The 26350-nt window shown below is 65.9% G+C and carries 22 protein-coding genes and 1 pseudogene; 19 read left to right on the top strand and 4 right to left on the bottom strand.

Features of this window, described 5'->3' with window-relative positions; genetic code table 11:
* Positions 1–50 precede the first annotated feature (50 nt).
* The 8 genes from ABH915_RS09865 to ABH915_RS09830 all read left to right on the top strand — a co-directional run bounded on the left by ABH915_RS09865 (position 51) and on the right by ABH915_RS09830 (position 7530).
* Positions 51–1400, top strand: a complete 1350-nt coding sequence (locus ABH915_RS09865) for an MFS transporter (RefSeq protein WP_370120471.1) — start codon at positions 51–53, stop codon at positions 1398–1400.
* A 77-nt stretch (positions 1401–1477) separates the two neighbouring features.
* Positions 1478–2281, top strand: coding sequence for a LamB/YcsF family protein (locus ABH915_RS09860; protein WP_370120468.1), 804 nt, complete (start codon positions 1478–1480; stop codon positions 2279–2281).
* A gap of 55 nt (positions 2282–2336) precedes the next feature.
* Positions 2337–3122 (top strand): carboxyltransferase domain-containing protein, encoded by a 786-nt coding sequence (locus ABH915_RS09855; protein ID WP_370120465.1) that lies wholly within the window; start codon positions 2337–2339, stop codon positions 3120–3122.
* On the top strand, positions 3122–4153 hold the full coding sequence (locus ABH915_RS09850; protein WP_370120462.1) for a biotin-dependent carboxyltransferase family protein: 1032 nt from the start codon (positions 3122–3124) through the stop codon (positions 4151–4153). Before ABH915_RS09855 ends, ABH915_RS09850 begins: the two co-directional genes overlap by 1 nt.
* Positions 4154–4259: 106 nt before the next feature.
* A complete protein-coding gene (locus ABH915_RS09845; protein WP_370120460.1) occupies positions 4260–5057 on the top strand; it encodes an SDR family oxidoreductase in 798 nt (265 codons plus the stop codon).
* 68 nt (positions 5058–5125) lie between these two features.
* Entirely contained in the window at positions 5126–6298 is a 1173-nt protein-coding gene (locus ABH915_RS09840) for a pyridoxal phosphate-dependent aminotransferase (RefSeq protein WP_370120457.1), read from the top strand.
* Positions 6298–6912 carry a TetR/AcrR family transcriptional regulator gene (locus ABH915_RS09835; protein ID WP_370120454.1) on the top strand — a complete coding sequence of 205 codons (615 nt, stop codon included), beginning with the start codon at positions 6298–6300 and terminating at the stop codon, positions 6910–6912. Before ABH915_RS09840 ends, ABH915_RS09835 begins: the two co-directional genes overlap by 1 nt.
* A gap of 24 nt (positions 6913–6936) precedes the next feature.
* Positions 6937–7530: a TetR/AcrR family transcriptional regulator gene (locus ABH915_RS09830; RefSeq protein WP_370120451.1), complete on the top strand. Its 594-nt coding sequence runs from the start codon at positions 6937–6939 to the stop codon at positions 7528–7530.
* On the opposite strand, the gene ABH915_RS09825 is transcribed toward ABH915_RS09830, so the two are convergent.
* From ABH915_RS09825 to ABH915_RS09815, 3 genes are all read right to left on the bottom strand, one after another.
* Positions 7527–8069 (bottom strand): hypothetical protein, encoded by a 543-nt coding sequence (locus ABH915_RS09825; RefSeq protein WP_370120450.1) that lies wholly within the window; start codon positions 8067–8069, stop codon positions 7527–7529. The genes ABH915_RS09830 and ABH915_RS09825 overlap by 4 nt on opposite strands.
* A gap of 201 nt (positions 8070–8270) precedes the next feature.
* Positions 8271–9344, bottom strand: coding sequence for an L-idonate 5-dehydrogenase (locus ABH915_RS09820; RefSeq protein ID WP_370120447.1), 1074 nt, complete (start codon positions 9342–9344; stop codon positions 8271–8273).
* A 2-nt stretch (positions 9345–9346) separates the two neighbouring features.
* On the bottom strand, positions 9347–10120 hold the full coding sequence (locus ABH915_RS09815; protein ID WP_370120444.1) for an SDR family oxidoreductase: 774 nt from the start codon (positions 10118–10120) through the stop codon (positions 9347–9349).
* Between the two features lie 928 nt (positions 10121–11048).
* Between ABH915_RS09815 and ABH915_RS09810 the strand changes: the two genes are divergently transcribed.
* From ABH915_RS09810 to ABH915_RS09785, 6 genes and pseudogenes are all read left to right on the top strand, one after another.
* The gene (locus tag ABH915_RS09810; RefSeq protein WP_370120441.1) at positions 11049–13763 is read left to right on the top strand and encodes a LuxR C-terminal-related transcriptional regulator; all 2715 of its coding nucleotides are present in this window, start codon (positions 11049–11051) and stop codon (positions 13761–13763) included.
* Between the two features lie 125 nt (positions 13764–13888).
* Entirely contained in the window at positions 13889–14578 is a 690-nt protein-coding gene (locus tag ABH915_RS09805; protein ID WP_370120438.1) for a hypothetical protein, read from the top strand.
* A 2-nt stretch (positions 14579–14580) separates the two neighbouring features.
* Positions 14581–14916 (top strand): annotated as a pseudogene (locus ABH915_RS09800) (DUF2306 domain-containing protein); the annotation flags it as partial.
* Between the two features lie 342 nt (positions 14917–15258).
* Complete coding sequence (locus tag ABH915_RS09795; protein ID WP_370125059.1) at positions 15259–15600, top strand: hypothetical protein; 342 nt, start codon at positions 15259–15261, stop codon at positions 15598–15600.
* 353 nt (positions 15601–15953) lie between these two features.
* Positions 15954–16592 carry a hypothetical protein gene (locus tag ABH915_RS09790; RefSeq protein ID WP_370120435.1) on the top strand — a complete coding sequence of 213 codons (639 nt, stop codon included), beginning with the start codon at positions 15954–15956 and terminating at the stop codon, positions 16590–16592.
* 282 nt (positions 16593–16874) lie between these two features.
* Entirely contained in the window at positions 16875–17069 is a 195-nt protein-coding gene (locus ABH915_RS09785; protein WP_370120432.1) for a hypothetical protein, read from the top strand.
* 191 nt (positions 17070–17260) lie between these two features.
* Here the strand turns inward: ABH915_RS09785 and ABH915_RS09780 are convergent, their stop codons facing one another.
* Positions 17261–17500 carry a hypothetical protein gene (locus tag ABH915_RS09780; RefSeq protein ID WP_370120430.1) on the bottom strand — a complete coding sequence of 80 codons (240 nt, stop codon included), beginning with the start codon at positions 17498–17500 and terminating at the stop codon, positions 17261–17263.
* Here ABH915_RS09780 and ABH915_RS09775 point away from each other — a divergent pair.
* The 5 genes from ABH915_RS09775 to ABH915_RS09755 all read left to right on the top strand — a co-directional run bounded on the left by ABH915_RS09775 (position 17499) and on the right by ABH915_RS09755 (position 26343).
* On the top strand, positions 17499–18764 hold the full coding sequence (locus ABH915_RS09775; protein WP_370120427.1) for an MFS transporter: 1266 nt from the start codon (positions 17499–17501) through the stop codon (positions 18762–18764). The genes ABH915_RS09780 and ABH915_RS09775 overlap by 2 nt on opposite strands.
* Before the next feature lie 1030 nt (positions 18765–19794).
* Positions 19795–20490: a BTAD domain-containing putative transcriptional regulator gene (locus tag ABH915_RS09770; RefSeq protein ID WP_370120424.1), complete on the top strand. Its 696-nt coding sequence runs from the start codon at positions 19795–19797 to the stop codon at positions 20488–20490.
* A gap of 287 nt (positions 20491–20777) precedes the next feature.
* The gene (locus ABH915_RS09765) at positions 20778–24512 is read left to right on the top strand and encodes a hypothetical protein (RefSeq protein WP_370120421.1); all 3735 of its coding nucleotides are present in this window, start codon (positions 20778–20780) and stop codon (positions 24510–24512) included.
* 38 nt (positions 24513–24550) lie between these two features.
* Positions 24551–25144 carry a hypothetical protein gene (locus ABH915_RS09760; RefSeq protein WP_370120418.1) on the top strand — a complete coding sequence of 198 codons (594 nt, stop codon included), beginning with the start codon at positions 24551–24553 and terminating at the stop codon, positions 25142–25144.
* Positions 25145–25182: 38 nt separating this feature from the next.
* The gene (locus ABH915_RS09755; RefSeq protein WP_370120416.1) at positions 25183–26343 is read left to right on the top strand and encodes a hypothetical protein; all 1161 of its coding nucleotides are present in this window, start codon (positions 25183–25185) and stop codon (positions 26341–26343) included.
* Positions 26344–26350 lie beyond the last annotated feature (7 nt).

Below are 26350 nucleotides of genomic sequence, written 5' to 3'. Positions count from 1 at the left end.
ACAAGCTTCTCCCGTCCCCGGGACCCCGCCTAGACTGAGAGACATTCACCATGACTAATTCATCGACGGAATCAGTGGACCTGAACACCGCGCAAATCCGGGTAGTCACCGCGGACGGCAAGATGGTGCGCAAAGCCACCTTCGCCGGCACCATGGGCTCCTTCGTGGAGTGGTACGACTACGGCATCTATGGTCTCTTGACCACGTACCTCGCCATCAACATCATGGGGTCCAAGGACGTCGGATCACTGTTGCTGACCAACGTCGGTTTCCTGGTCAGCTTCCTCGCCCGGCCGTTCGGCAGCGTCATCTGCGGCTTCCTCGGCGACAAGCTGGGACGCAAAAATCTCCTCGCCGTTCTGCTTCTCCTGATCTCGGCCGCCACGGCATGCATCGGCCTGATCCCCTCCTACTCCGTGATCGGCTGGGTCGCCCCGGCCCTGCTGATCCTCTTCCGGATCCTGCAGGGCTTCTCCGCCGGCGGCGAGGTCGCCGGCGCCATGGCCTTCGTGGGTGAATACGCCCACAACCGGCACCGCAACTACTCCATGAGCTTCATTGCCGTCGGCTCCTTCTGCGCCCTGCTCTTCGGCAGCGCCCTCTCCGCCACCTTGATCACCACGCTCGGCGACGCCACCATGGAAGCTTGGGCTTGGCGCGTTCCGTTCCTCTTTGCCCTCCCCTTGGGCTACGTCGGGTACTACATCCGTTCCAAGATGGAAGACACACCGCATTTCGCAGCCCTCCGTGAGCGCAATGAGGTCGAACGCAACCCGCTGCGCACCGCCTTGACCTCCAAGCGCCACCTGAAGGCGATCGCCCTGACGATCTTCCTGCCGGCGCTCAACGGCCCCGGCTACTACCTGCTCTTCGCCTACATGCCCACCTACCTGAAGACTCAGTTGGGCGCCGGTAATAACTTCACCATGGTTCAGGCACTGACCGTCACGGCGTTCAGCCTGGTGGCGATCATCATCTCCATTCCGCTCATGGCACGCCTGTCCGACCGCATCGGCCGCAAACCCGTCCTTGCGGCGTCCGCCGTCCTGATGGCCCTGGTGTCGTACCCGATGTTCGCGATGATTACCACCGGCAACATGGTCCTGGCCTGCATCGCCACCGTGGTCATGGCCATCGCCTTCTCCGGCCACGCCGCCGTCGTCCACACCGTACTGACCGAAATGTTCCCCACCACTGTCCGCTACAGCGCCTACAGCATCGGATTCAGCATCAGCACCATCATCTTCGGCGGCAGCGCCCCGCTGGTGATGACCGAGCTCATCAAATCAACCGGCAACAGCATGGTCCCGGCCTACGCCGCCATCGGCACCGCCATCATCACCCTGGCCTCCGTGTTCTTCCTAAAGGAAACCAAGGGCCAGCCTCTCCAAGACAACTAAACCGGATGCCCGCCGCCGGACCGGCGGCGGGCGACCGTATCCAGCCCAACTAACCCAAGAAGCACCGGGAGCCAACCTTGAGCATCAATTCAGTCGCCGTCGTCGCAGACCTCGGCGAAAGCTACGGCAACTACACGATCGGCGACGACGACGCCCTCCTGGGCCTGGTCACCGCCTCCAACATCGCCTGCGGCTTCCATGCAGGCGATCCCCGCGTCATGGACGCGACCGTCAAGTCCTGCGTGGACCGCGGCATCGAACTCGGCGCCCATCCGGGATACCCCGATCTCGTCGGCTTCGGCCGCCGGCTGATCGAAGCGAGCGAGGAAGAAATCCGTACCGACGTGCTCTACCAGATCGGTGCCCTCGACGCGTTCGCCCGCATCCACGGCGGCAAGATCAGCCACGTCGCACCGCACGGGCGCATGGGCAGCATCGCCCAAACCGATGCCAAGCATGCCCGCGCCATCACCGACGCCGTCAAAGCCTACGACCCCTCATACATCGTGATCTGCCAGAACGGGCTGCTGGCCGATGAATCCCGCAAGCGCGGACTCGAAGTCGGCTACGTGTTCCTGGCCGACCGCGGCTACGGGGAGGACGGCATGCCGGTTTCCCGCAACACCGATGGCGCGCTCCTGCACGACCCCGAGGAGATCGGCCGCCGCGTGGTCCAGGTCGTCACCGAGGGCACTGTCCGGGCAGTCACCGGCAAGGTCGTCCCGCTCGGCCACGACGCCGACGTCGTCCTCCTCCACGGCGACCACCCGCAAGTCCTCGAAAACGGCACAGCCCTCCGCGCCGCACTCGACAAGGCTGGCATCAAGGCCACCGGGCTGAAGGACGTGCTCGCCGAAAAGGCCCGTCTGGCTGCTGCCTGACGCGGCAGTCCCCCACCCCGCGACCCCAGAGCCTCCAGCGACGATCCAAGGACACATGAGCACGTACCCAGCGCCAGGACAACCGCTCCGACGGCCCCCCGAGATCGAGGCCATCCCCTTTGGCGACTCGGCCCTGATGCTGAAACTGGCCACCGCTGACGCCAGAGAGCGCGAGGCCGGCAGCCGAAGGCTCCGCGAGATTCTGCTCGACGTGCGTCCGCACGGGCTGACCGACGTCGTGGCCGGTGTCGATTCGCTGCTCGTGGAGTTCGACTGCCTGACTGTCAGCCATGGCCAGCTCGCCCAGCTCATCAGCCTGGCCGTGGCGGGCAGCGGCCTGGAGCCGGGCGGGCAGGAACGCGCCACGGAACTGTTCATCATTCCAATGGTGGTCAGCGCAGCCTACTCCCCCGACCTCCCCGACGTGGCCGAAGAACTGGGGATCAGCCCGGAAGCCGTGCTCCGGATCATGGAGGACTCCGAACTCTCGATCAACCTGCTCGCCTCCGCCATGGCACCCATGATGGGCACCGTGCGGTTCCCCGCCCAGGTCAGCCGCTGCAAGGAACCGCGCACGAACGTCGCAAGCGGTTCCGTCATGGTCGCCGGCACCAGCGCCATCATCCAGCCATTCCCAGGGCCCACCGGCTGGAAAGTCATTGGACGGACACCGCTGACGGTCTGCGATATCCGGGAGGAGCCGGCCACTTCCTACCGGCCCGCGGACCGGGTCCGTTTCCAGATTATTCCGGCCAGCGACTGGCAGCGACTTGAGGGCCAGTTCCTGAGACCCGCAGCCGGCATCGCTCCGGATTCCGCTCGGACCGGGAAGGCCGGCTGATGGCCCCCGCTGAACTGACCGTTAACCTCACCGTCCGCGAGGCCGGGTGGCTGTCCACGTTCCAGGACCTGGGACGGGAACAGTCCGAGGTCCTGGGCGTTCCGTGCGGAGGCGCAGCGGACCAGCATTCGGCCGCCGTGGCCAACATCCTGGTGGGCAACCGCCGCACGGCGACGTGCATCGAGATCATGGGCGGCCGGTTCACATTCACCCCTTCGGCCCCGGTGCTCATGGCAGTGACCGGCGCCCCCGCCGACGTCACCGTCAATGGCCTGCCCGTCGCCATGTGGGAGCCGCTGTGCGTCCCCGGCGGATCTCTGATCACCATCGGAAATGCCAGGGAAGGGATGCGCAATTACCTCGCTTTCAGCGGCACCCTCGCCACCGACCGTTTCATGGGCAGCGCCGCCCCCGAGGCCCGCATGGGCTTCCCCCAGCAGATCACCGTCGGGAAGAACCTGGAACTCGGCACCCGGTACGCGGGATTTGAGCATCCTTACCTCTCCCAGCCTCTCTTCCGGCTGCCCGTTCCGGTCCCCGACTTCGGCGGCACCACTTGGTGCATCGACATCGTCGAAGGCCCGGAGACGGACGCCACCCCGGGCATCCGCGAACTGCTGTCTTCGCGCGCCTACACGGTCACTGCGAAATCGAACCATGTGGGCCTGCGGCTCGACGGCCCCGTCATCCACCCCGAAGGTCTCGGCGAAATCGTGTCCCACGGGGTCCCCATCGGCGCCTTCGAGATCCCCCACGGGGACGAACTGATCATCCTCGGCCGCTACCGGACTCTCACGGCCGGCTACCCGATCGTTGCCTTTGCTGCCAAGGCAGCTCTGCCCTTGCTGGGACAGGCCCGGCCGGGCCAGAAGATGACCTTCCGCTGGATCAGCCATGCCGACGCCGTGGAACGCCGCCGCGAGGAACAGCGGCAGCTCCAGGTGCTGGAGGACCGAGTCCGCAGCCTGTTCCTGGCGGTGAACCTCCCCCACGCATCCGCCGGCCATCCGCCGGAACAAACCGCCGCCTAAGCCGCTTTCCTTCCCGAAAGGGCTTGACCGCCCAGCAAACAAGATGAGAAACTTTTCTCATCTGCGATGTAAATCTCACTGCTTGAATGACGCGAGGAACGGAACCATGGGACTACTTGAAGGCAAAGTCGCCGTTATCACCGGCGCAGGGACCGGCATGGGGCGCGCCACCGCCGCACTCCTGGCCGCCGAAGGTGCCCGCGTGGTGCTGGTCGGGCGCCGGCAGGAAGTCTTGGACGAAGTTGCCGCCGAGATCACCGCCCAGGGCGGCGAGGCCGTGGCCCGCACCGCGGACATCTCCTCGAAGGACGACGTCGATGCGCTGATCGCCGGCGTTCGCGAGTCCGTGGGACCGGTGGACATCCTGGTCAACAACGCCGGAAGCGCCAGCAAAGTCCTTAATGTCCGCTGGATCAGCCAGCAGGAATGGAACGAGGTGCTGGACGTGAACCTCAACGCCGTGTACCTGCTCACCCAGGCCGTCCTGCCCGACATGCTCAGCCGGCACACGGGAACGATTATCACCGTGTCCTCGCTTGCGGCCGTCAATCCCAACCTCCTGGGCGGGGCCGCCTACGGCGCGGCCAAGGCGGCGGTGCGGAATTTCATGACGTATCTTCACAATACGTTCCGCAATGACGGCCTGCGCGCCGTCACGATCCTGCCCGGCGAAACGGCGACACCCATCCTCGACAACCGGGCACGTCCGCCGCGGGCGGAAGAGCGCGACGCCATGGTCCAGCCCGAAGACGTGGCCCGCGCCATCCACCTGGTGGCCACACTGCCGCAACGCACGGTGGTCCAGGAACTCGTCATCGCCCCCACCCTCCAGCGCGACACCTCCGGGGACATCGAACTCAGCCGCTGGGCCGGAGCGCCCGCCGAGGAACCCTCCCGGCCATGAAACGCAGACGGCCTTCGATCGCCGGAAACGCCATCCACCACCCATCGACCCAGAGCAGGCCTACCACCATGACCCTTGATCCAGCCACCGCCCTCCTCAGCGATTTCCAGCCCTCCGATGCCGTCCTGCGCGTCCAGCGAACCTCGCTGCGGGTCCAGCAGCCCCAGTCCAAAGGCGACCTCGTCTCACTTGCCATGGGTGAGCCGGACTTCGACACACCCGCCCAGGTCCGCGCCGCTGCGGCCCGGGCCCTCGAGGACGGTCACACCCATTACTCGCCGCTGCTGGGCGAGCCGCTGCTTCGCGAGGAACTGGCCGCCCGTATCGGCGGCCTCCTCGGCGACGTAGCCAGCCCCGCCGATGTACTGATTACGCAGGGCGGTACTGCCGGACTTTCCGCAGCCATCCTCGGCCTCATCAACCCGGGCGACAAGGTGGTCATCCCGGACCCCACCTACTCCCTGTACGCGGACCTTGTCAGCATGGCCGGAGGCACTCTGGTGCCGGTGCCGCTGGCAGAGGATCTGCATTGGGACCTCGAAGCGCTGGCCACGGCGCTGGAAGGGGCCAAGCTGTTCGTGTTCTGCAACCCGTCCAACCCGACCGGCATCGTCCATTCCCGCCGCGAGCTCGATGCCCTCGCGGACATGCTGGCGGGAACGGACACCCTGGTGCTCTCTGATGAGGCCTACAGCGACCTTGTATACACCGAGGAGCCCTTCGTCTCCGCGCTGGAAGTGGACGGACTCCGGGGCCGGACCATCTACTGCCAGACGTTCTCCAAGAGCTATGCCATGACCGGCTGGCGTGTCGGCTACCTCTGGGGTCCTTCGGGAGTGATCGCGTCCGCGGCCCGGGTGCACAACACCTTCAACGGCTCCATGAACACCGCCGTCCAGCTGGCGGCGCTCACCGCGCTCAAGACGTGCGGGCCCGACATCGAACGCATGCACGCCTCCTACGCACTGCGCCGCGAACTCATGTTCAGCGGACTCAGCAGGATCCCAGGGCTCACGGTCAGCTCCCCGGAAGGCGCCTTCTACCTCTTCCCGAAGTACGACGCCGACATGCCGGCCGCCGAGATGGTCGCCCACCTGCGCAACTTCGGCGTGGCCGTCCGCCCGGGCAGTGAATTCGGACGGAACGGGGAATTCCATCTTCGCCTCTCCTACGCCGCAAGCGCCGAAGCGATCACTGCCGGGGTCGAGCGGATCTCCGCCGGCCTCGCGGCACTGCGCTGATGCCTGCACGCGTCGCTGACCCCGCATCGGGGATGCGCACTGACACCGCGCGCAACCGAACCCTGCTCGTCGCTGCCGCCGGGAGGCTCTTTGGTGCCGGCAGCACACCGACCATGGCAGAAGTGGCAGGTGAAGCGGGCATTTCGACGGCGACTGCCTACCGTCATTTCTCCTCCGTGGATGAAACCCTCGCCGCCTACCGCTTCGACGTCGGCCGCGACCTGCTCGAATTCAGCACGGCGCAGGACGCCGCTGGGGTGGATCTGCTCGACCGTGTCTGCGCCCACTGGGTGCAGCTGGTGGTCCGGCACGGCGGGTCCATGATCCACACGCGGTCAGCCGAGGGGTATCTGGCACGCATCCGTGACGGCGCGTACTACCTCACCGTGCAGGCCGAGGCGCTCCGGCGCCCCTTGGAAGGAGCCGCACAGGAGCTGGACGTGCCGGCCAGTGACCGGGAGGCCATGTTCCTGTGGAATGTATTCTTCGACCCGCGCGAAATCTTCGACCTGATTAATAGCGTGGGCCTGACGCCCGCACAGGCCTCGGCAAGGCTCGTGCGGACCTTCACCTCGGCGCTGCGAGGATGGTCTGCTGGGCAGGACCTAAGCTAGGTGATAACGAAAGGGGACCGGACAATGCGTAGCGATACACAGCGCAACCGCAGAGAGCTCATCAAGGCCGCGGGGCAACTGTTCGCGTCCCGGCGCGGTCCGATCAGCATGACGGATGTCGCCAAGCATGCCGAGATATCTACGGCGACCGCCTACCGGCATTTTCCCTCCGTCGAGGACATTCTCGCCGAATACCGCTATGGCGTCGGTGAAAAGCTGCGTGACTTCAGCCTGAAGCAGGAATCCTCCGGGCTGGAACTGCTCGACGCAGTAAGTCGCAAATGGGTGGACCTGGTGACACGCCATGGCGGTGCCATGGTCCACACCCGCTCCGGCGACGGCTACCTGGCACGCCTGCGAACGGGCGCCTTCTACCTCACAGTCCAGGCGGATGCCTTGGAACGCCCCTTGCGCGAGACCTGCGACGAACTTGGGCTGATGCCCCTCGGCGATGAAGCCATGTTCCTGTGGAACATCCTGTTCGATCCCCGCGAAATCCTGGACCTGATCCAGACCGTCGGACTGAGCAAGGAGCAGACGACGGCCCGGCTCGTCTCGGCCCTCACTGGCGCCATGACAGGGTGGAACGCTGACCGGTCCCGGAGCCCTGAAAGCTAGGCCGGACGGGGCCTAAAAGCGTCCGCCCGCAGCCCGGCTCCGCGGGTCAGCTCCCGGAGGCGTTCAGCCGTCACGGCAGTCAGCGCCGCGACCCGGAAGACATCGATGTGGCCGCCGCCGAGGGCTTCGACCACATCGGCGCACAATTGCCGTTCCGCCCGGTCTCGTTCTTCCCTGATTTCCTCCAGCTCGCCGGCGATGGCGGCAAGGGCGGCAACGTGCTGCTCGCGGGAGATTCCGGATCCGTAGTATTCGGAATAACCGTCGCCGATCCGCCTGATGTCCGCGAGCCTGAGACGTGTGGCGGCTGCAATCCTGGCAACGGGCACTCCGCCGGTCAGGGCTGCGGCGACGGCCGCGTTTCTTTGATTCAACAGCGTACGGATGAGGCTTTGCCGGTGTGCCCGTGAAACGCGTGCCGCAGCCAGCCTCCGTTCGAGCCCGGGATCACTGCCCGGAGTTTCCGCACGGGTGCGGGCAGGCACGCCGCGCGCGGATGCGGGGTTGCGCCGGGGCCGTGATTCAGCGATGTAAACCACGCTGGAGCCTCTCCAGCAGTCTCCACTGCACGGCGGTGTTGCGGAAAGCCGGCATGACGCTTCCCTCGACGACGCGGCAGTACGTCTCCTCGCCTCCCACGAGGGCCCAGAGCCCGCTGATCGGGCAGTGGCTGCCCGTTACTGCCGTGACAGACCGGCTGGCGGTCCGGGATTTTCCTGTGTGTCCGTCTGTTCGCAGCATTAATTTGTCCCCGTAGGCATTCCGGAGGTGAACGAGAGCAGCACCTTGCCCGAGCGGCTCGCATCCCTGGCGGTGCTGAAGGCCTCGAGGGCTTCGCTGAACGGGTATTCATGCGTGATGACGTGATCCGCGGAAAGGCTTCCATCGGCCAGTGCCTCAATCACTTGATCCATCTCCGTGTTGAAGCGGAACGAGCCGACAAGCTCCAGTTCGCGGGTGATTGCCAATGAGATGGAGACGGGTTGATCGCCGCTGGGCAACAGGCCCACCATCACCACTTTTCCGCTCCGCATCGTGCCGCGGATCGCGGAGTCGAGACCCCGGTGGTTCCCGGAGGATTCCAGCGTCACGTCGGCCTCAACGGCGGCGATTGCCTCGGCGTCGGTGGCCAGAATCGCCCGCGTGGCGCCCATCAGACGGGCGGTTGCCAGGGGTTTTTCATGGACGTCAACCGCGATGATCTCGGCGGCGCCGGCACGTTTGAGCACAGCGACGATCAGGCAGCCAATGGGGCCGCTGCCGATCACCAGGACCCGTTTTCCGCGGACGCCTCCTGCACGGGCCACAGCGTGCCAGGCCACACTGGCCGGTTCGGCCAGCGCGGCGGTCCGCAGGGACAGCCCTTCCGGCAGGCCCCTGAGCATTCTGGCGGGAAGCACGGCGAACTGGCTGAAGGCTCCCTGCGTGTGCGGGAACCGGGCAGCGCTTCCCAGATAGGTGCAGGCCGGCGAGAGATTGGGCCGGTCCTCCGGGTAGCGGGCGCCCGTTCCTCCGGGGCTGGCAGGGTGGACTGCCACCCGGGTTCCCTTATCGGGTCCGGTTCCGTCGGCGGCGGCCTGAACGACTGTTCCCACCACTTCGTGGCCCAGAACGAGGGGTTCACGCAGGATGGACTCGCCCGCGGCGCCGTGGAGCCAGTAGTGCAGATCCGATCCGCAGATTCCCCCGTAGGCGATTTCGACGACCGCCTCGTCGGATTTCGGCTCGTCAGGTTCGACACTGTCGAGGCGAAGGTCATCCACGCCGTGAACGACCAGCGCGGAACCTGTGGTGCCCTGATTGAGTGCTGCCATGGTCAGACCACCGCCGTCATGCCGCCGTCGATGAAAATGGTTTGTCCGTTTACGTAGGCAGACGCATCTGACGCGAGCCACTGCACAGGGCCGGTCAGGTCTCCCACCGTTCCCCACCGTGCTGCCGGAGTGCGCTTGCAGATCCAGGTGTTGAAGTCCGTATCGTCCACCAGTGGCTGGGTCATCTCGGTGTGGATGTAGCCGGGGGCGACGGCGTTGATCTGCAGCCCGTGCCCTGCCCATTCAGCCGTCATGGCCCGGGTAAGATTCCGCAGTCCGCCTTTCGCCGCCGTGTAGGCACCGATGGTGGGGCGTGCGAGATCGGACTGGACAGAGCCGATGTTGACGATTTTTCCGCGGTTCCGGGGCACCATCCGCCTGGCCACTTCACGGCCGACGAGGAACGCACTGGTGAGATCGGTGGCGATTACCCGGTTCCAGTCCTCCAGCGCCAGATCCAGCAGGGGCACCCGATGCTGAATTCCTGCGTTGTTGACCAGGATGTCCAGCTCGCCGAAATTCTCCTCGATGTGGGCGATTCCCTGCGCCACCGAGCGTTCGTCCGTAATGTCGAACGAGACAGCGTCGACGCGGTCCTTGCCGAACCGCTCAGCCAGAGCCAGCCGGCTGGCCTCGAGACGACCCGGGTCGCGGCCATGGAGCACAACGGATGCCCCAGCCGCTGCCAGGCCGCCCGCGAGGGCGTTCCCGATCCCCCGCGACGAACCGGTCACAAGGGCCAAGCGGCCCGTCAGATCAAAAAGTGTGCTGTCCATTTGCGCTTCTCTCATCGCCATCCGATAGAGCGGCCCTGCGTCACTGCCGGGCGCCGTCTGCTACCTCACCAGCCTAGAACGCCCACCGTGCGAAATCAAGAAAAGTTTCTCATTTGATTTATAATTATTGTTTTGAGGATCCCACCCCGACGACCACTCGGCCGCCTCACGATGATCGTCTCGGCATTGTCCAGTTCGCAACGAGGGTTGTTGCCTTTGGCCGCCTTCCCCCCGCGGGCTCTCTTGAGGACGATTGGGTATTCATTGCCGCGCTCTCCCATCTAAACACTGGCCTCTGGGCGCCCGGCGCCCGGTCATCGGCCAGCCGGTATTGGGCGGCGCACGCGTCCGCACTGCCTGCCCCTGCGAAGGGCCAGCCGCTCGTAAGTCGGCCCGCTTACTTCCAGGCTCTGTAACTCTGCCGGGCCGCCGCCGATAGCAATGACTACGTCAAGCTGACGATCAGACGGGACTCACCTCGCGTCACGGCCGGCTTCTGCGAGCCGGGCACCGAAGCAGCCCCCGGTCACTCCAAGACCAATGACAAGAATGCGCATCTATAGATCTTTCCAAACCTGTCATTGTCGTCTCTCGTTGGATGCTCAGTGCTACAGATATATCGAGACCGGCTACGCTGGCGCCGTGGCCTCGTTGCGCGGCTTTCGGAACGAGCGAGGACCGGCCAATGATTCGGCCACAGGCGGCGACGTGGGGCAGATTAGGACCCCGAAACCACAGGAAGGCACGTGGCCATGACGACCTTCGCTGCGGTGACGACGGGGTTGGCGCCGAATGCGACTTCGGTGAGGCGTATTGTTCTAAGGAACGCGGAGGACAGTCTTGCCGACCATCCGTGGCCACGACTGCAGTTTGGGTACAGGATGGCCGCGCCTTCCCGATTTGTTGTGCGCCTTGGAACGGGGTTCGTATGGCACGTCCGCTGATTGCAACGAAGCTGTTCATCCCAAAAGTGCGGCGCCATGTTGTGACGCGCACGCGGCTCTTGGATCGCCTGCGTCAGGGAGCAGAGTCACGATTCATGCTGGTGTCTGCTCCGGCCGGGTTCGGTAAGACAACGCTCCTTGCCGAGTGGCTGGGCGGAATGCAGGCGGACGACCGTCGTCTTGCGTGGGTTTCGCTCGATGCTGCCGAGAGTGACCCGGCGTCATTTTGGACCTATGTTGTGTCCGCGTTGCAAACTGCAGTGCCTGGGGTCGGGCCATCTGTCTTAGAGCTCATTGCTCCTTCCGACGTGTCGATCCAGACCGTGCTCACCTTGGTGCTGAACGATCTGGCAATTGCGCCGGCTGAAGTCTGGTTGGTGCTCGATGATTACCACCTCGTTGACAGTCACGATGTCGGCAACGGGGTGGCCTTCCTGCTGGACCACCTTCCGTCAAACGTCCACGTTGTGATCAGCACGCGTGCGGACCCCGAGCTGCCGTTGTCCCGATGGCGGGTGCGCGGCGAGCTTGTCGAGGTCCGTGCAGCGGAGCTGCGTTTTACGTCCGAGGAGGCTACCGCGTACCTCAATGAGGTGGCGGGACTGGATCTTTCCGCCGTGGACGTCGCGGCGTTGGAACAGCGCACTGAGGGCTGGGTAGCGGCGCTGCAGCTCGCAGCGCTCTCGCTACAGGGGCGCGAGGACGTTTGCGATTTTATTGCTGGGTTCGCCGGGAACGACCGGTACATCGTCGACTACCTGGTCGAGGAGGTACTCGAGCATCAACCCGAGTCGGTTCGCGCCTTCTTATTGCTGACAGCCGTTCTCGACCGTTTCAGCGGGCCGCTCTGCGATGCTGTGACGGGCCGCGGAGACGGGACCGAAATGCTCACGGCACTGGAGCGGGCCAACCTTTTCATCGTCCCGTTGGATGACCGACGGGAATGGTACCGCTACCACCACCTCTTCGCCGATGTGCTGCGTGCGCGTCTGCTCAACGAAGAGCCTGAATTGATGCCGGGGCTGCATCAGCGCGCCAGTGCATGGTACGAGCGCAAGGACCTGATGGAAGAGGCGGTCAGGCATGCCTTGGAAGCCCAGGACTTTAGCCGGGCGGCCCGCCTGGTGGAGTTGGCCGTGCCGATAATCCGGCGCAACCGGCAGGAGGCGGTCCTGTTCGGCTGGCTGAAGGCGCTCCCCGCCGAGGCCGTGCGGTACAGCCCGGTGCTGAGTGTCTTCTACGGATTCATGCTGATGGTCTCCGGTGACCTCCACGGGGTGGAGCCGCGCCTTCAGGATGCCGAACGCGCACTGGCCGCGGTCCCGTCCGGGACCGCGCCGCCTTGGGCCGTCACCGATGAACTCCAGACGCTGCCGGCGACCATCGCGGTCTACCGCGCCTCCCTTGCCCAGGCACGCGGCGATGCGACCGGAACGTCCGAGCACGCCCGGCACGCCCTCGCCCTGGCCGGCCCCCGCGACCATCTTGCGCGCGGCACTGCGGCGGGCTTTCTCGGGCTGGCCGCGTGGGCGAACGGGGAGTTGACGTCGGCGCTGCAGACGTTCACCCAGGCCGTGGCGAGCCTGCACGCATCCGGCAACCTCCTTGACGCGCTCAGCAGCACCGTCGTCCTCGCTGACATGTGGCTCGTGGCAGGCCGGCCCGGCAAGGCGCGGCGACTCTACCAGGATGCGTTGCAGCTGGCCGAGGCCCAGGGCGGCCCGGTCGCCCGGGCAACCGCCGAGCTGCATGTGGGGCTGGGCGGGCTTGACCGGGAGGCTGGAGACCTGGGAGCCGCGACGCGGCACCTCACGACCGCCAGTGAGTTCTTCGAACGGGCACCGATGACCGAGAGCCGCTACCGGTGGTTCGTGGCGAGGGCGCTGGCTGCCCGTGCCGAGGGAAGGCTGGACGAGGCCATCAGCCTGCTTGGCCAGGCCGAGCAGCTCTACCGGCCGGGATTCTTTCCGGAGGTGCAGCCGATCGGGGCGATGAGAGCCAGGATCTGGGTCGTCCAAGGCAAGATATCGGAAGCCGCCGGCTGGGCACAGGACCGAGGGGTGTGTGTAACGGATGACGTCAGCTACCTGAGCGAGTTCGACCACCTCACGCTTGTGCGGCTGCTCATTGCGCAGCACCGGGAAAATCCCGACGGCGACTCGGCCGGGCATGCCGACCGCCTGTTGGGGCGGCTGCTCGAATCCGCAGAGACAGGCGGACGCGCCGGGAGCATGGTGGAGATCCGCATGCTGCAGGCTCTGTCCCAGGCCGTTCAGGGACACCGGGCACAGGCACGCGGGCTCCTTGGCCGGGCTTTCGCGGAGGCACCCGAACCTGGCGGCTATGCCGGGCTCTTCTTAGCCGAAGGGGCGCCGGTGATGGAGCTGCTGCGTGACGCCGCCGACCACGGAATCGCCGCCGACCACCCCCGGCGGTTGCTGACCCTGGCTGCGTCGCCCACAGCCCAACCCCCCGTTCAGGGGTACCGGCTGATTTCCTCGGCAGAAGAGAAGCTGAGCGGGCGCGAGCTGCAAGTGCTCCGGCTCCTCGACAGTGAGCTGAGCGGCCCGGAGATCGCCCAGGCGCTATTCATCTCACCCAACACGCTCCGAACCCACACCAAGCACATTTTCGCGAAGCTCGCCGTCACCACCCGCCGGGCCGCGGTCCGCCAGGCGCGCGACCGGGGCCTCACGTAACACGGAAAGCCAAATCTCACCCTGTCAGTCACATGATGGGGTGATGCCTGCTCACCCAGCCCTTCCCTAGGTTTGAATCATCCCGCGACGCACCTGACGCGGAAACCCAGACCCAGGAGACCAAGATGCCCATCACCACCACAAACCTCACCCGGGCGGCCGGCCTGTCCGCTGTCGCGGCAGGCCTCCTGTTCATCGGCGTCCAAATCAACCACCCCCCACTGGATGCGGAGTTCGCCGCCACCACCGAGTACACGGTCCGCCAAAGCCTGAAGGTGCTCATGGCCGGGTTGTCGTTGGCCGGCATCACCGGGATGTACCTTCGCCAGGTGAAGCAGGCCGGAGTGCTGGGCCTGATCGGGTACCTCGTGTTCGGCGCCGGTTATCTCATCATGACGAGCGTTGAAGTGATCGGGGCCGTTGTCTTTTCGACTCTTGCCCACACTGCACCCGAATACGTCAACGACGTCTTTGCCGTGTTTACGGGCGGGCACGCCAGCGGAGACATCGGCCTGATGCAAGCCCTTAACCTCGCGTCCGCGGCCACATTCCTGGGCGGCGGACTCCTGTTCGGGATAGGGCTCTTCCGCGCCAAGGTCCTCGCCCGCTGGGCCGCCGTGCTGCTCGCCGCCGGCTCCGTGGCTACCCTGGCCATCCCCCTGCTGCCGCAGGTCAACGAAAGGCTGTTCGCCATACCCACCGGTATCGCAATGGTGGGCCTGGGATACTCGTTGTGGCGGGACCAGCGCGCCGGCGCCATTCGCTCCCTGCCCCAGGACGCAAGTCGCCCGCTCAACCCGGTCGGCGCCAAGTGACCATGGACAGGGCGGCGCGCCCTGCCTGGTCGATGCGATCGATGGCGTGGGTGCCGTTCGCACTGGTCGCCCTCGTCATGATTCCCGCCGCAGGCGGCTCACTCCGGCTTATCGGGTTGGCCGGCGGACCCCATCTCTTCCCGGAAAACGTCCCTGTGACGGCCTCACCCGTGCCCGTGGCCGGGCACATCGTCAGCGCGATCCCCTACACAGCCCTGGGCGCCTTCCAGGTCTCGCCCCGGTTCCTACGCCGCTGGCCCGCCTGGCACCGTGCGGCCGGACGCGTCCTCGTGGTCTTGGGATTCGCCGTTGCGCTCTCTGCGCTCTGGACGACGCAGTTTTTACCCCCGGCAGCCCGGCACCGGGGACCTCGCCTACCTCTTCCGGCTGGCGTTCGGTTCTGGCATGGCGGCCAGCATCATCCTCGGCTCCGCGGCGATCCGACGCGCCGACGTCACACGTCACCGGGCAGGGATGACACGTGCCTACGCGCTGGCCCTCGGCGCCGGCACCCAACTTTTCACCCTAGGGCATCGGTTAGCTCCGTTCTCGGCGTCAGCGAGCTCACCACGGACCTCATGCTGGGGGCCAGGATGGGCCCTGAATCTTCTTGCCGCGGAGTTCATCACCCGCAGCGGCGGCAACCGAGCATCCAGGGCAACGGGGAAGTTCCGGCTCTCATGACCGGATCCCACGTACCGCCCGGCTACCGGCTTCGGGTCGACGGGCACCTCCCGGACCATTGGTCAGCCTGGTTCGGCAGCCTCGCCCTGACCCGCGAAAACGACGGCACCACAAGCCTCAGAGGTCCCGTCCCCGACCAAGCTGCCCTGCACGGACTGCTTACGAAGATCCGGGACCTCGGCATCCCCCTGATTTCCGTGGAACCCATCGACGCAACGGACCCAATCGGCAGCGAATCCGGGGAAGCCATTGCCTGGCAAGGCGAGACTCTTAACCAAACTCGGGACGATAGCGATCATGAGGCACCGCCGCAAGGGAACTGGGCGGTCGGCAAATGATGCGGAGCGTCAGAACCGCATTTTTCCCTGACTCCAGCACCTGAGGTAGGTCCCCTTTCCGTGGTTCAGCTGCTCCGCTCGGTACCTGCCGCGAGCCACGATGACCAGCGCCCTGTCGTGTACGTGCCCAGGCAATCAGGCTCCATAGTCATTGGAACGGTCGCTACCCGATCGTCATCCCCCGCACCCATCGCCCACGAGAATGCGCTCACCTCATTAATCACCACGGATGGTGATGCCGGGTCACCACCCACGCCGGTAGCTTCCAATTGTCGCCGGCACCCACACCGGATCATGACGAATGTTGAAGCACTCGTTATTTCCCGCAATACCCAAACAGACAAGAGCCTCAGATGCCCTCTAAAATTCAGGTATTCCTACCTGCCGTACTCATTCAGATCTTCGCCTTCGCGGGATATCTCGCAGGAGCCATATTGGTGGTGAACGCGGCCAAACGGGCTGGAATCATCCCTACGTCGCCCTTCACACAGCTGGCCGCACCGGTCGCCCAACTCGCCGCCATCGGACTGGTGATTGGTATCTACCTGCTTGTTTCGCGCAAAACCGGTGCGCTGGCCGCCTCAGGTGCCCTGCTCACCGTAACGTCGCTGGCCGGGCTCGTCGGGGTCGAATTTGTGCTCAACCTTGTCTTTCCCTACGTTGACCCAGCTGTAATCATGACGTTGCACTCGGGCCCGCTCGGTACCGCCCTGACAGCGGTGTCGGTGCTGTTCCTACTCGGCACCGTAGTCTTCATGGTGGCGCTCTGGCGCACATCGGGTGTGCCGAAGGGGGCGATCCTCCTTTACACCGGGAGTGCCATTCCCATCGCCTTGCGGACTATCTTTCCGGAGACTGTGCTGCAGCTGGGTCTGATCGGACTGGCCGTGGCCGTTACATGGCTGGCCACCTGGATGCTCCGGAACATCTCTCTCGAAAACGCCGACCAGACCGCGGCTCGGGGCCCGGCAACGGGCGTGATTTTGGGCTAGTTCACTCAGGTAGCCCGGACAGCTCGGTTCCCAAGGTTCGGGAAGCGGTCGGCAGCACTGCGGCGGTCGCACTGAATCATCCGGAAGCGCCTGGTGCGGGCGACTCCCGACAAGGGTTCGAACGAAGCTCCCTGCGAGTGGTCGGAAGCAAGGTCACCGCGACCAATACCCCGGTCACGTCCCTCCTGAGGCTCTGATGCCACGACAGATGGAAGGCTGCTCCTACACGTCCCCGGCAACGCGTCAGCTGGCCGGATCAGCAACAATCAAAGGACCTTGGCCATGTCACAGCCCACAGCCTCCTCACACCCACAGACCCACTACCCCGACGCCGTGACCCCCGGGAAGGCCAGACCCGCCGAAACCGTACTGCCGACCTACCGCTTGCACCTGATGCGGGGCGGTTACCTGCTGATGGCCGCAGGCCTCATGATCGTCAAATGGCCGCTTTTCTCCAAGCAGCTTCAATGCCCGTAGAACGGCCGCCACCTTCTGCGATATGCGGGTCGGAACTGGCGGCTGTCAGCGCGTGGGAACTGTCGCCTCGGGGTCCTGCGGGGCAGAGCTTTCGAGGTCGTGGAGCTGTTCGGCGTGGCCCCGGGGAGCATGAGCCTTGCAGAGAAGGCCGGCGGCGCCGCTGGTGGCCTCGGGGGCTGAGAGAATGCCAATCAGGAGACCGCCGACGACGCCGCCAATGAAGTGCATTGCAGTGACGTCGAGGCGTCGTCGAAGCCAAGCTTGGATTTGAGCGAGACCGCGGAGTGGCAGACCGCGCCGGCGGCTCCACCGATCGCGAGGGCGGCGAGCGGGGTGACGGCTCCGCAGGAGGGTGTAATCGCCACGAGGGCGGCGATCGCTCCGGAGGAGGCTCCGAGGGTAGAGGGGTGTCCGTCGCGGATCCTTTCCATGAGGAGCCAGACAACGACGCCGGTGGCCCCGATCATCCTCGTCGTCGCCCGTCTCCTCCAGGGTCTCAGCGTCGGTGGTGAGTTCGGATCCAGCGCCACTTACCTCTCCGAGGTCGCCACGCCGGGGCGCCGCGGCTTCCTCTCCATCTTCCAGTACGTGTCCATCGTTATCGGCCAACTGTCGGCACTCCTCGTGATGATCCTGCTCCAGCGCATCCTGACCCCCGAACAGATGGGCGAATGGGGCTGGCGCATACCGTTCATCATCGGCGCCGTTGCCGGGCTCGGCGTGATGATCCTGCGCCGCACCATGGATGAATCCGAGCACTACAAGATTGAAAAGGCCCGCGAAGCGTCCGGCCTTGAAAACGGCACCAAGCCGGTGGGCTCCCGGGCACTCCTGCAGTACCCCAAGCAGCTTGCAGCCGTTTTCGCCCTGGCCATCGGCGGCACCGTTTCCTTCTACGTCTTCACCACCTACATGCAGAAGTACATGGTGAACACCTCGGGGATTGCAAAGGAAGACGCGTCCGTCATCAGTTTCTTCGCCCTGCTGATCTTTATGTTCCTGCAGCCCGTCGCCGGTGCAGTATCCGACCGCGTCGGACGCCGCACGGTCATGCTCTTTTTCTCCATCGGCGGCACCCTCATTACAGTTCCCGTCATGACTCTTCTGGCGGGGACCACCAACGTTTTCGCCGCCTTCGGAATGATGATGCTTGGACTGGTGTTCTGCTCCGGTTACACGGCGTGCGCGGCCATCGTCAAGGCAGAAATGTTCCCCACCCGCGTCCGTGCCCTGGGAGTCGGCCTCCCCCACGCCAGCCGCGCCTGCCGCCTGGCACTGGCAGCCGCGGGAACTGGCTTGTTAATGGTCCCCGCTACCCTCTCCACTTTCGCCACTCCCGCGATCGGGAAGGCCTATTTGGAAGGGAACCGGGACGTCATGCTTCTGGAGTTTCCATCCGCCATGACGGTCTCGTTCCTGCTCGGGCTCTTGCTCGCGTTCGTTGGCAACGTCTTGCTTGGAGTCGCCGTCTGGCAGTCCCGGACCCTCCCCCTCTGGGCGGGGGCCCTGTGGATTGCCGGCGCCGGCCTGTTCTACGTCCTCGGCGTCGTGCTGGGGGTTGCGACCACAGGCAGCAGCCTTCCGACGCAGCCGGCTGGTGCCTTGCTCATGGCTGCATCGGGTGGCTGGATGGCGTGGAGCCAGTCACGGCAGGGCCAGCCAGCCGCGGCCGTCCCCGCGGCCGACACGCGCTGACGTCTTACGGTTCGTGGAGGCCGGACTTGCCCAAGCAGTCCAGGTGATTGTGTTGAGAATCCGCGTCGGCTCCATCCGTTCGGATGGATCGAGACGATGAACACCGGAGAAGGACCTCATGCCTCATGGACGACGTTGCGATCATGTCGGCATCACCGTTGGCGTATGACCCGTGTGCGCGGTCCGGAGGGGATTATCGTGTCCTTGGCCCGGCGGATCGACTGACCCCTCTTCAGCCGCGGCGGACTTCGCCGGTGAGGTCCGCCGCGGGCCCGAAGATGCCCGACGCCAACGTTCAGCAACCCAGCACGGGCGCTCACGCCTTTCCCGCGGCCACGGCGGGATGACCATGAGGATTTGATCCCAAGTCTCGGCAAGTCATGCAGTTCCAAGCGCTCCCGGCCATGAAGAAGTACGCAGCAACACCGCTGTCCAAACCAAGAGAAGGAGCCGCCAGACCGCAACGGCCAACAACAAAAATGGGCCCCCTCAGGGGCCCATAAAAGGAGATTTATACACATTCAGCGGCCCACAAGCCCCTGAACAGGGAAAACACGTGCCCGAGGTGGGACTCGAACTGCATTCCCTCCCCCGCAAACACTGGGTTCCCCCTGAAACATAAGGAATCCGGCCCGATCCGACCGATGTATCACCCGATCCGAAGCCCAGAATGTGCACAACGTACACACGCCAAATTTCGCAATCCCGGGCATTCGACTCGTCAGCTGCACGCCAATCGCAGGGGCGCGCCTCTTCTTTTGTACTGAAATAACTCACCGGCATGAAAGGCGGCGGGACCACTCTGAGTTCGGGCATGCGGCTGTACACGAACGAGGCTAGGGCGGTCTGGCACCGCACTCGGCACATTCCTTGACACGGTCGGCCGAGCTGAGGATGCTTGGGTCTACACTGTGGCGGTTGCGAGGCCGTAATCGTCAGCGGCCCGCATCTCAAGCGGGGCGCAGCGTGCTGCAAGGGGTTACTGACGAATCGCGGGATAATGGCGCATTCGAATGCACGGTTGTCGGTCGTGGGGGGACTAGGCGTCTTTCCTGCCGTGCGGCTGTCCCTGCCGTCGCGGCGCCTGTTCGCATTCCTCGGCCTCCAGAGCGAGCCGGTCTCCCGGGCACGGGCGGCCGGCGCGCTCTGGCCCGACGTGCCGGAGAGCCACAGCCGAGCGAATCTGCGCCGCGCGACGTGGCAGTCTCCCTCGGAATGGATCGCGACGGATGGCGATACCCTACAACTCCTCGCGGACGTCGACCTCCCTGCCGCCCGGGCCACTGCGACTAGGGCGATCGGCGGTGGGGTGTTGAGCCTCGACGACATTACCCGGCTGTCGCACGACCTGCTCCCCGGCTGGAACGAGGAGTGGGTGATCGCCCACCAGGACGCTTTCCGTCTCCTCCGCGTACAAGCACTCGAGGCCGCGTGCCGCACGATGGCAGCTCGCGGGCTCTTCGCGCTCGCCACGCAGGCCGGGACGGCGGCGCTCGCCGCCGAACCGCTACGCGAATCCGCGGCGGCGGCCCTCATCTACGCTCACCTCAGCGAGGGCAACCGCTACGCGGCCGCGTGCCGTTTCCGGGACTTCTCGCGCACCCTGCATGATGAGCTCGGAGTGCACCCGGACCCCACCCTCACCGCCGCCGTCGCGGCGGCCGTCGGTGGGATCTCCGACGAAGCTCCGCTTCCGCCCACGTCCCTGGAGCGCCGCTTCCGCTGATCATCGACCGGTCCGGCGCCAGGTTCGCCGCGATCACCCGGTACTTATGACGGACGCCGACCGGACGCTCCGCGCACGCTATAAGTGACGCCCCGAGAGCGAGAGGCACACGAGTGAACGACACCCATGGGCGCTGGGACGGATGCGCCAAACATCTGCCCATGCGATCACCCCGCATAATTCCCGCACGAACCCATAACCCGCCGATTGCGGGCCACGACACGGCGCGGGACGCCCCTCCTGATGGACTGTATCAACGGACAAATCGACGAGGACGGAGTTGAGGGATGACCATCATCCATGGACAGGTGAACGAATACAGTCCTGATACGCAGCCCTTTTGGGAGGCGCCCTTCGCGGAGACGTCCAACGGCGAGCATGAGGGCGAGGGCCCCATCGAGCCGCGAGCGGAAGCAATCGGCTTCCTGCCCTGGGCGGAGGACTTCAGCCCCTTCACCGAGGCCGGCTCAAGTGGGCCGGCTAGCGAATCGGAGTCGCTGCTGGACGAAGCATTCGAGGCCGTGCGCGACGAGGCGTTCGACGAGGGGGTAGGTGAGCTCCTGGCCGAGACCGAGGACGCCATCGCGCAGCGCTTCTCAGATGAGGCCCCGACGCCCGGCGCACAGTTCGAGAAGGAGCGCCTCGCCGAGAACTACCTCGCCCCGGTGCTGCTCGCATCCGAGCAGTACCTCGACCGGCTCACCGAGTCTCTCGACGGGCAGGACCTGGAGTCACTGGACGAACTGCAACTCAACGAGGTGCTCGACCGCCTCGATCCCACCCCGGAGCTCTCCCCCGCCGGCGAGGAGTTCATTGGTGGCATCGTTCGCAAGGCCAAGAAGGCAGTGAAATTCGTGGTGAACACCGCGAAGAAGGTCGGCAAGGCCGCAGGCGGGCTCCTCCTCAGCGCGCTGAAGGGACTGAAGAAACTTATCAGTCCCCTGCTCAAGCGTGTGCTGTCCTTCGCCATCGGAAGGCTGCCCGCCCCCCTGCAGGCACCGGCGCGGCTGCTGTCACGTAAGCTACTGGGCGAGGACGAGTACGAGGCTCTGGACGAGTACGAATACGAGGGCGACCGGGAGAACGAGGACTTTGTTTCCTCGCCCGCGATCGCAACCGACACCGAGGCACTTGTGGAGTCCTTCGACGCAGCGCTCGCCGAAAAGCTCATCACCGATGGGAGCGCCGCGGCGGAGTCTGAGTCGGAGTCGTTCGACCTTGAGCAGGAGTACGAAGGCGCGCAGGGCAGCCTCGAGCTCGAGGCCCTGGCGGAGGCGCGCGGCAAGCTCATCGACGCGCTACAGAACGCCCGGGACGGGGAGGACCTCACCCCCGCCATCGACCAGTTCGTTCCCGTGCTGCTGGCGGCTCTGCGGACCGGCATCCGCATCGTCGGCCGTCCCCGGGTGGTCGGATTCCTCGCCAAGTACCTGGCACAGCTCATCGGCAAGTGGGTTGGCCCGCAGTTGGCGCGTCCGCTCTCCAACGCGATAGTCGACACCGGACTCCGGCTCGTGTCGCTCGAACAGATGGAGCCGGAGAACGAGGACGAGGCCGTTCCGGTGATGCTCGCCAGCACCATTGAGGACACGGTTCGTGGCCTCGCCGAGAGCGAGGAGTACCAGCTCGAGGACGAGGATCTCATGCAGTTCGCCACCGCCCAGGCCTTCGAGCGGGCGGTGGCGGCGAACTTCCCCGCGCCGCTGGTGCGGCCTGGCTTGCGCAAGGCCCCAGCTCTCGGCGGCCGTTTCGTGGCGCGCCGTCCCCGCAGCCCCCGCCCGTACCGCCGCTACAGCCGGACACCCGAGGTCGAGGTGACCGGGGCCATCGCCCACCGGGTGCGCAGCTTCGGCGGTGTCACGCTCGCGGCGAGCCTCATAGCGGCAGGCATGACCGTGCCGTTCAAGGCGCGTGTACACATCTTCCAGGCCCACCGTGGGCACATCCCTCCGCCGCATCGCGGCCCAGGAACGCAAGCGCCGGGGCGGACCCTTCTCAAGCCGTCAGCTGCACCCGCTCACGCCGAGCGCAGCGGCGCTGCTTCTCCGCGAGCCCGGGCTGGGTGTCGCCGTGTCCCCCGTCTTCCTGCGCAGCCGCCAGCGCGTCGCTGCCGGTCAACGCTTCTACTACCTGGAGCCCGTCTCCGCCGGAGCCGTCGTCGCGCCGGCCGGTGGAGCCGGGCGCCGTGGCGCTGCCGGTCAACCGACACAGGGCTGGCTCGTGCTCGACACGGTCGCTGCCCGCATCACCGCCGCCCTCTACTTCTCCGAGCCGGATGCTCAGAAGATCGCAGAGGGCATCCGCACCGGCCGGGGCAGCGCCGTCGTGCTCCCCGCAGTATCCGCGGCGATCGACGGACTCGCGCAGTCCTTCGCCACCCCGAACGGCCGCGTGCGCATCGTAAAGGAGTACGAGGAGGGCGAGGAGTTCCTCGGGCCAATCCTGAAGCGTTTGATGCCCGCGCTCATTTCGACGCTGCGCAAGGCGATCAAAGCGTGGCTCATGCGGGTCGTAGCCGAGTGGGTGCGTTCGAAAGGTGCAGAATTCGCCCGGGCGGCCGCGGATCCGCGCAGCGGCGTCACAATCACCATCAGTCTCATCAACGTGCCGGGTATGCCCATGGTGCGGCAGGCGCTCAACGGCACTCTCGGCCGCGCAACCATCACGTCGATCGTTTCCGGCGCCGCCTTCCGCGGTACCCCGAACGGATCCGTCGTCGTGCGTGCAGGGCAGCATCGCCCATGAGCATCAGCAGCGTCCCCGCGACGGCTCCCCGGGGCGGTCTCCAAGCGGTCGCCGACGACCTCGAGCGGCAGATCGCGCACTGGCTCGCGGCGGCCACCACCTTCCTCGACGCGGAAGAGTTCGCATCGGAGCAGGCCTGGCGGGCCGTCGAGGGTCACGTAGGACTGCCTCTGCGCCGCCACCTGTCGGTCATCGTGCAGGAGCTGCTCGCCATGGGAAGGGCCGCGTTGGCCCTCGCCCGCTCCGCGCAGCGGGACCCCTCGGAACTGCCGACGGCGGGCCGCGCCATCCAGCAGTTTCGCCGCCGGTTCGGCCAAGTGGAGGCGACGCTCGACTTCTTCGGGGACGCCGTGAACTCGCGCACCAGCCCGCAGCTGCGGGCAGCGCTGCAGTCCCTCGATACTCTTGCAGTGCAGAGCATGGATCCGGTGCTGTCCCGAGCGGGGCTGCCGTCGATTCCGGTGCTGACCTACCTCGACAAGGGCATGGGCGCCTCGATCATCCGGTCCGGCATCCGGCTGTGGGCGCCCGGCAGCATCAATCCGGTGGCCGCTATAAAAATCGTGCGGCACAACCTCTACCGGCCGACCTCCCTCTTCCACGAGTCCGGCCACCAGGTCGCCCACATCACCGGCTGGGTCCCTTCACTTGAGCGCTCGCTTGGTTCTGCTCTGTCGCCCAACCGCGAGCTCCAGGACATGTGGCGACCGTGGAGCTCCGAGATCGCCGCGGATGTGTTCGCCTTCCTGCACACAGGGTACGCCTCGATCACCGCGCTCTACGACGTGGTCGGCGACGCGCGCACCATTCTGCGCTGGCCCGTCGGCGATCCCCATCCGATCGGATATTTGCGGACTCTGCTTGGCTGCGCCTTCTGCCGGCAGGCCTTCGGCGCCGGACCCTGGGACGACCTGGAGTCGGCCATGCGCACGTCGTTCCCGCTGGACAGGGCTGATGCCACGGTCCGCCGCCTCATCGAGCGATCCGGCCGCGCGCTCCCCGGAGTCGCGGACGCGTGTCTCACCTCCCCCGTTCCTGCACTGGCCGGCCGCCCCATGACCAGCGTGATCGACCCGGCACGGGTTGCCCCCGGTGCGCTCGGCCACCTCGAGCGGACGGCTGGACCTAACCTTTGGGTCTCACCGCACTGGCGCCGCACCGAGGGCATCCGCATCGTCGCCCTCGCGGGTCTACGGGAGAGCGAACGCCCCCCTGACGCGACCGCGTGGATCGAGCGTGCCCGCACGTGGATGTCCGCGCCGCCCACGGCCGCGTGACGGCGCAACCTGAACCCCATCCGAGATCGGAGAAAACGATGAGCAACATGGCGAGCGAAGGCACGGACGAGGGCACGGGCCGCGTCAAGAGAGGAACGACCGGCCGCCCCTCCGCTGCTGAACAGCGGCGAGAAGTCGAGCGGGAGAGGACACAGCGCGAGGAAGCCGAGCGGAGACTCAGCATGCTCGAGGACGAGCTAAGTCAGCGGCTCGAGCAGGCGTCCCTTGCGATCAGCGCCCTCGAAGGGGAGTTGCTTCAGTCGCGCGTCCGCGAGGAGGAGTATCGCTCCCGGATGGAGCGCGTGGAGGCCCTCTACGAGGCGGACCGGCAGAAGTACGAGTCGCTCATGCGAGAAGTGCTCCTGAGCAGCGCACTCGACGGGCTGAGCACCAGTCTGCAGAACCTGGACAGCACGCTGGGCGCGAAACTGGCGCCGCTCGCCGTGCTCAACACCTTGACGTCGGCCGGGGCGGAAGTGGGGACGGTCGACGTCGGACGCTTCCGGGAGGTCCAGGGGACCACCGCGCGCTTCGACTCCAACTCCTACGTCGTCCGCCGGGCGACCATCGTCGAACCCGGCCCCCCTCCCGGGACGCCGCCGGCGCCTACCAGCTTCGTCACGGCACCCTGACCCATCGACGCATCGCACAGAACAGAAACGGAACGATCATGATCCCTCAACTCGCCAGACGGCTTCTTGACCCTGTCGCGCTGAACGGCAACGCTCTGCCCGGATTCCCCGCAGCCCCGCAGCCCTCGGACGCCGCTACCGCGGTGCTGCAGGCGGACCAACTGGACCTCGTCCTGTACATGGAACAGGTCTGGGACGCGGCCAGGGCGTGGAACGCGTCCATCCCACAGAGCGGCAAAGCCCGCAGCGCACTGTTCGGCATGGGCGCCTTCGCGAGCTATCCGCCTGTGCCCGGCTTCGCTTGGGACCATCTGATGTACTCGTACATTCTGGAGAACACGCGAATGGTGCAGATCATGGCCAGGGTGGTGCGGGAGTTCCGGCGCGGTGAGAGCCTCGGCATCCCCTCTATCGACACGCAGCGCTGGCTGGACGTCACCGAAACCCTGGTGTTCGGAGCGGACTACCCCATGTCGGCGTGGCTCTCAACGAGCAGCCTCCGCCCAGATGCCGAGTCAGTGCGGCGCAACGCGTACTGGCGGATGTTCGGCATGGACCTCGCGTTCGGCGGCGAGGACAACAAGCCGGTCGCGTACGACAAGGCGGTCGCGGCGAACACCTCTTTTGTGCGGCTCTTCGAAGAGCTCCTGTACGAGGTGTGGCAGGCGATCATGAATGTGAAGAACTTCTCGGGCGTGAACTCGTCCGACCAGGACCGCATCTTCGCGATCACAGAGGAACTGAAGTTCATACTTCTCTCCCGGCGGCAGTCGGCTCAGCTGGCGCGGGAGGAATTGGCGGCGGCCACGGCCCTCAGCTGGCTCTATTTCACCCTCGACACGAATTCTGCCATCGTCGAGGACCTCCGGGCGACCGCCACCAACGCATCCGACCGGCTGAAGCTGATCGGCGCCAAGGTGGGGCTGCCCGCGCACTCCAAGACGTCGTCTCTCATCTCGATGGCCGACGACCTATCCCTGCTGTTGCGCACGATCGAGAGCAACCTCATCCCGTCACCTGACTTCGCCTACGTGCTCTATAAGGACGGAGTCATTCCCAACACCAACGTGAAGCTGCTCGGCTCAACGAGCCGCCGCGTCATCACCGAGTGGTCTGCGGCGACCGGGCGTGACCTGAAGTCCCGCAAGACGCCCATCGAGGTGCGGCCACGTTCCACCCAGCCGTCCCTGACGCGTTAGCGCCCAA

Source organism: Arthrobacter sp. MW3 TE3886, assembly GCF_041262145.1.
Lineage (GTDB): Bacteria > Actinomycetota > Actinomycetes > Actinomycetales > Micrococcaceae > Arthrobacter.
Note: the sequence above shows the minus strand (reverse complement) of the source record. Positions and strands in the feature narration are given on the sequence as shown.

What these genes read in the sequence shown, in the direction of transcription:
- ABH915_RS09830 (WP_370120451.1), top strand. Translation starts at nt 6,937, where the DNA reads ATGCGTAGCGATACACAGCGCAACCGCAGAGAGCTCATCAAGGCCGCG.
- ABH915_RS09785 (WP_370120432.1), top strand. Translation starts at nt 16,875, where the DNA reads ATGTCACAGCCCACAGCCTCCTCACACCCACAGACCCACTACCCCGAC.
- ABH915_RS09755 (WP_370120416.1), top strand. Translation starts at nt 25,183, where the DNA reads ATGATCCCTCAACTCGCCAGACGGCTTCTTGACCCTGTCGCGCTGAAC.
- ABH915_RS09850 (WP_370120462.1), top strand. Translation starts at nt 3,122, where the DNA reads ATGGCCCCCGCTGAACTGACCGTTAACCTCACCGTCCGCGAGGCCGGG.
- ABH915_RS09765 (WP_370120421.1), top strand. Translation starts at nt 20,778, where the DNA reads ATGACCATCATCCATGGACAGGTGAACGAATACAGTCCTGATACGCAG.
- ABH915_RS09810 (WP_370120441.1), top strand. Translation starts at nt 11,049, where the DNA reads ATGGCACGTCCGCTGATTGCAACGAAGCTGTTCATCCCAAAAGTGCGG.
- ABH915_RS09840 (WP_370120457.1), top strand. Translation starts at nt 5,126, where the DNA reads ATGACCCTTGATCCAGCCACCGCCCTCCTCAGCGATTTCCAGCCCTCC.
- ABH915_RS09795 (WP_370125059.1), top strand. Translation starts at nt 15,259, where the DNA reads ATGACCGGATCCCACGTACCGCCCGGCTACCGGCTTCGGGTCGACGGG.
- ABH915_RS09790 (WP_370120435.1), top strand. Translation starts at nt 15,954, where the DNA reads ATGCCCTCTAAAATTCAGGTATTCCTACCTGCCGTACTCATTCAGATC.
- ABH915_RS09780 (WP_370120430.1), bottom strand. Translation starts at nt 17,500, where the DNA reads ATGGAAAGGATCCGCGACGGACACCCCTCTACCCTCGGAGCCTCCTCC.
- ABH915_RS09855 (WP_370120465.1), top strand. Translation starts at nt 2,337, where the DNA reads ATGAGCACGTACCCAGCGCCAGGACAACCGCTCCGACGGCCCCCCGAG.
- ABH915_RS09835 (WP_370120454.1), top strand. Translation starts at nt 6,298, where the DNA reads ATGCCTGCACGCGTCGCTGACCCCGCATCGGGGATGCGCACTGACACC.
- ABH915_RS09775 (WP_370120427.1), top strand. Translation starts at nt 17,499, where the DNA reads ATGAGGAGCCAGACAACGACGCCGGTGGCCCCGATCATCCTCGTCGTC.
- ABH915_RS09820 (WP_370120447.1), bottom strand. Translation starts at nt 9,344, where the DNA reads ATGGCAGCACTCAATCAGGGCACCACAGGTTCCGCGCTGGTCGTTCAC.
- ABH915_RS09815 (WP_370120444.1), bottom strand. Translation starts at nt 10,120, where the DNA reads ATGGACAGCACACTTTTTGATCTGACGGGCCGCTTGGCCCTTGTGACC.
- ABH915_RS09760 (WP_370120418.1), top strand. Translation starts at nt 24,551, where the DNA reads ATGAGCAACATGGCGAGCGAAGGCACGGACGAGGGCACGGGCCGCGTC.
- ABH915_RS09805 (WP_370120438.1), top strand. Translation starts at nt 13,889, where the DNA reads ATGCCCATCACCACCACAAACCTCACCCGGGCGGCCGGCCTGTCCGCT.
- ABH915_RS09845 (WP_370120460.1), top strand. Translation starts at nt 4,260, where the DNA reads ATGGGACTACTTGAAGGCAAAGTCGCCGTTATCACCGGCGCAGGGACC.
- ABH915_RS09865 (WP_370120471.1), top strand. Translation starts at nt 51, where the DNA reads ATGACTAATTCATCGACGGAATCAGTGGACCTGAACACCGCGCAAATC.